The sequence below is a fragment of the Okeania sp. genome (genome assembly GCF_983059655.1).
The window spans coordinates 1-5,104 of sequence record NZ_CEZPJD010000587.1 but is presented as its reverse complement, the minus strand read 5'-3'; the positions used below and the strand labels follow the sequence as shown (position 1 = coordinate 5,104).

Genomic DNA, 5,104 nt, shown 5'->3' with positions numbered 1-5,104 from the left:
GCAGTTTGAATATTGGGACTTTGAGGTAAAAGCTGTAGGACTTCTTTTCCAAGCAAAACAACTATTCCAGCAACAGAAATAGCAATTAAGATAAATTTTAACCAGTTTTTTAAACTAAATTTCTCTATTTTAAACAATTTCATTTTTATTAAATTACTTTAGAAGCAGAAATTTTTAGGTTCCCATTAATTAGTTTCATACTGTAGATTACTGTTAAGGCTTTAAAACCACTGTTGCCCCTATCAATTGAGCCATTTCGGTTATAAAGAGTGTAATCTTCTGTTATTTTTACCTTAATTGTTGCGGTGTTACCCTGAACAACAAAGTTTTCTACTCTGTCAATCCTCTGTACACCGTACCTATAGTATGCACCACCACTATCTATTTGTAACGAATTTATAGAACCAATTACCTGTTTATAGAATTCTCCAGTACCTATGTCAGAGGCAATTTGACGGTTATAGGGTGAAGCAAACATTACCTTCTTTGCCTCCAAGTATCTCTGAACTAACTGAACAGCTCTCTCCTCTGAAATGGACGGCTCTGGTGGTGGCTGCGATGGTGCAGGTGGTATAACAGGTCTAGGCTTTGGCGATGCTGGTGGTATAGGAGAAGGTTTAGGTGTCTGTTCTATTACAACAACTCGATTTTGAGACAAAACCAAGCTAACTAATCCAAATACTCCAATTACACCCCCAATGATAACTGCTGTTCGCCAATCTAAACCAGGTTGAGCTGGTGTAGGTGGTGGTGGAGTAGGATCTGGTGGTGGTGGTTTTTTCTTATCAGTCGGCGGAGACAATATGAGTTTGTCATTGTCCTGAATACCTGCCTCTTCAAATGTCAAATTGTCTTTTAATTCTTTTTCTGTTCTTTCTAGAACAAGTTTGTAAGGGGGATTTTCTGGTAAGCCCAATAACATTTGCGCTGCTTCGCGAGACTCACCTAACTTTGAATCAGGCGAGACGTCTATAGTTCTCTCAGCAGTATCATCACTTCTTGTAAATATTACTTCCATTTTTGTTAGTTGTTTATGTAATAATTTTATACTGTACTAAAAAAACTTGGTCTAATATACCTTAAGTATTTACAGCTACAAACGCTCAACTTTATTAACTAGCCAACGATTAGAACCTGTATCCCAAATAAAGTAAAAGCGGAGGGTTTGATTAATTTCTCGGCCAGATTTCGTAAAATACCGTAGTCTACTGTCCACTGTAGAATTAAACCCATCTTCTGATACCAATTTGGTACTTAGTACATCTATCCTTGCGACTTGAGTCCACCAATCCATGTAGGACTTGTATCCCTCTGGATGGGCTTTTGTACTTTGTCGCGATCTAGAGGATAAAGAATTCCAAGCACTTTGATACTCATAATTGTTTAAAGTTTGGTAGTAATTTTTTAGAGCTTTTTCTGGTGATGATCGACGAGGTTCTTCTAAATATCTTTTAGCAGATAGTCGGCTTTTACTAAACTTATATTGAGCACCCCCATCCATTTTGACGTATAATAAATCATCATTAGTTCCCCAGTACCATTTGCCCCTGTACTCAACCCCGGCTTCCCAGACTCGAACCCTAGAATTATTCATAAATAAAATTGAAGAATTTTTACCATCATTCCAATTGATTCTTGCGCCAACTCCTCTTTTTTCAATATTGCCTCCTTCCCTAATCTCAGAGTTAGTAACCCTTCCTGTGAACTCTCTACCACTTTTACTAGATAAAAAAACATATCCTTGATAAATCTGGGTATTTACAGCAACCGCATCAAACTTATCTTGAACAAATTTTTGACTCCTTTCCTGTTCTAAAAGTCTTGCAATTTCTTGGCTTTGACTTCTTTCTTGCTCTAGCTGTCTTGTGGTTTCTTGTTTTTGACTTCTTTCGTGTTCTAACTGCTCGTTAATAATCGCTTGTTGTTGTAGAGTTTGGAGATAAAGCAAGCCTCCAACTACTGCAATTAATACCATGCTGCCAATCATCAATCCTATTGGAAAAACTTTAAAATTGACAGATGATTGAGATTCTTTTTCTTCGGTTGTGCTAGAAATATTGTTTGTTTTATCACTCTTTTTATAGGTATCATTCTCATCCTCTTGGTACGTATCAAGAGCATTTAAAGGAAAAAGTATAAGCTTGTCATTGTCTTGAATACCCGCCTCTTTAAATGTCAAATTATCCCTTAATTTTTTGCTAGTTCTTTCTAGAACAAGTTTGTAAGGGGGATTTACTGGTAAACCCAATAGCATCTGTACCTCTTCGCGATCCTCTCCTAACTTTGAATCAGGTGAGACATCAATAGCTTTCTCAGCAGTACCATCGCTTCTTGTAAATATTACTTTTATCATAATTGTTAGTGAATTTCTTAACAAATATTCAGTAGTTTTTCGACCTTAAGCAAAACATTCTTGCTAGAGGAGAACAAATTTTCTTAGTTTTAACGAATAAAACAGTTCTTACCTACAGTTTTTTAGATAAAGTCTTCCTGATTAGGAACGCTTGTATCACTGCTAGAATCAGAATCTAAGTTTTTTTTGTCTGGTAGTAGACCCATTTGCTCTTCAAATGCGAGGGTGTTCTTACCTTTATCTCTTTTAGGCTCTAATATATCAAGAGCGCTTCCAGCATCCTCTAACGAAGGACGAAGAATTTCTTTCTCTAAGTGATCTATTTGTTCATTCAAATAGTCCAGCTCATCCGTATCTGCATCTGAATCTGCAATCAACTTTGCTCTTTGCTCATAAAGTTTATTAAGTTCATCAGATTGAGCTTTATTCTTTCTTAAGGACATCTCTAATTGATTCTGACGCTGTTGAGTTCTTGCCTCAACTTGGGCTATAGCTTCATCTACTTTTGCTTTCTCTAGTTTAGTTCTAGCTGTAGACAAATATTCTTCTCCTTCAGTGCGGATGCGATGCAGGTTTCTGATTTTAATTTCTAGACCATATTGCTCAATAACACTCTCTCTGGCCCATTCATTGACATAACGCTCCATAGTAGATAAATGTTTATTTTCTGTGTATCTAAGAAATTCGCTGTCAATGGTAGTCAACTTAGCGTTGATACTCTTTTCTATTGAGCTTTTAATATTATCCATGCCAAAAACCTCATTTTCTATAGCACGAATTCTCTGGCTAACTTCGTCAAGTTCCTCTCTGTTGTCTTCTACATCACCTAAGTTAATAACTTTAGAGTATTGCTTTTTGAGTGCCTTAAGTTCTTTTAGTAACTCTTGCTGTGATTCTCGCATTGATTGGAACCCAGACTGGAATACATACCAACTACCCTGCTCAATACCTAAAATTTTGAACTCTCCTTGAAACTTAACAGCCTCTCCACCAGTCAAAGAAAGCGCCTCACAGTTGAAAGAACCCACTACTCCCATTAATCTTTGCAAATAATTAATAATATCTGTTTGTTCGGGAATAGGAACAACTCTAATTACTATTGCCTCAAAACGTTCTTCTAAGACTTTCGTAATTACATCTTTCAGTTCTTGTTCAACCGACTTTTCCCCTGTTGTCGGTTCATAGAAACGCATATAAAATCTTTCGGGGTCAATAGTGCGTATCTTTTCTCTAGTGCTACTATTAACTGCTTCTTTGATTAAGTCTTTAATTTCATCAACTGTCTGATTGAGATAATCCTCAATTTTTTCAAGACTCTTAAATTTGAGATTGACAGCTGTACTTAAGTTAACTTTGACACCAGTAGCATTGGTTGAAAATTCTGAGTTGTCAATTATTTCCAGGCTTTCCAGTAGTTCACTATGTTCTTGTTTTGGGAGAGAAACTATGTGTTTGACTACATAACCGATAGATTCAGCTTCAGTCTGCATTTCCAGCCGAATTGCATCAGATTCTTTGCTAAAATCGCACAGTATATCTGCATACTTCTTTTCAAGCAGCAAGGGCTTAACAATTCTTTCCAGTTTGCTCCGCACCCAAGCTTCTAAGTTAGGAGATTGTGCAGATATATATCGTCTGACATCTTGAGGAAGCATCTGGAGAGTATTTTCAACAGATACTAAACCCGTATACTTCTGAACTTTGCAATCGATAGTACAACCTATTTCTACAAGCTCTTTGGGAACTGGAGATGAGGAAACTGTCTTACTATTGAGATATAAATATCCAACTCGACGACCTTGATCGCAAAGAACCCTATCTAAATGCTCAACTAATCCATTCCTAACCGTATCTTTCAATTCATAGTAGAACTGAGTAATAGAAACTTTTTCAAGTAAGTAGCTTTTAATTTCTTCCTTAGTAACTTTGACTAAGGATATCAGCCAACCAGACTTCTGGTTAGACACAGCTTGAATTGGATTATCAACAATTAGTTCGGTTTGAAGTTCAAGGTCTAGAGCATCATCAGAATCTGAAACGTATACGATAATTTCTGTGGGACCAATTTTAACTGGTTCGAGCTGTTTCTCATCCCCTAGAGATAGCCGAAAACCAATGTTGAGACCAACCTCATCTTGTGCTTTTTTCTTTAAGGAGGTCTGTAAACCTTCTACTTGACCAAAAAAATCATCTATATATGTGCTTGCCTTTTCGTCAGTTAGTTCAGCCATCCATCTCTTGACTCTCTTATCCAATTCATCACCAGGAGAATCATCACTACAGAGAGCTAGAGCAACTTGTCGTTCTTTTCCAGGAGAGCAACTAGCGCGATAAGCTACAGAAATACGAAGTTTACGATTATTCCCAAAATCCGTTACCTCCACAGGTAGATCTGTACGTTCGGCAACATTTGATGCATCATTGCTGTTACAAACTAGGTAATATACTATATTCTTGCCATCTATAAAGGGTATTTTATTCAAATACTCCTTTTTTTGTTTGTTAAGAACTACGATTTTTTCAGTAGAAGATTTAGTTTTGCTTTTAGCAGATGCTTCAGCTTTTTCTACTTTACGAATAACTTTATCTAAAGCGTGATGTTTTACCATTTTTACCTCCAATAATTTAATTAGTACTTACTTTGCTGCTTTCATTTCTTTTTGTAAAGCCCTAAATTTCTTCTTGAAATCTCTTAAAATTTTTCTCCTGGCAGTGAACTGTTTCTGTAATTTTCTATCTCCTGATTGATTT

Annotated in this window: 3 protein-coding genes; all 3 read right to left on the bottom strand. The window is 36.4% G+C overall.

The window, feature by feature from the left end; all coding sequences use genetic code 11:
• Positions 1–148 precede the first annotated feature (148 nt).
• Positions 149–1,018 carry an IMS domain-containing protein gene (locus AC3DU7_RS24680; protein ID WP_488041941.1) on the bottom strand — a complete coding sequence of 290 codons (870 nt, stop codon included), beginning with the start codon at positions 1,016–1,018 and terminating at the stop codon, positions 149–151.
• 75 nt (positions 1,019–1,093) lie between these two features.
• The gene (locus AC3DU7_RS24675; RefSeq protein ID WP_488041940.1) at positions 1,094–2,353 is read right to left on the bottom strand and encodes a hypothetical protein; all 1,260 of its coding nucleotides are present in this window, start codon (positions 2,351–2,353) and stop codon (positions 1,094–1,096) included.
• A gap of 122 nt (positions 2,354–2,475) precedes the next feature.
• The gene (locus AC3DU7_RS24670; RefSeq protein WP_488041939.1) at positions 2,476–4,962 is read right to left on the bottom strand and encodes a hypothetical protein; all 2,487 of its coding nucleotides are present in this window, start codon (positions 4,960–4,962) and stop codon (positions 2,476–2,478) included.
• Between the last annotated feature and the right edge of the window lie 142 nt (positions 4,963–5,104).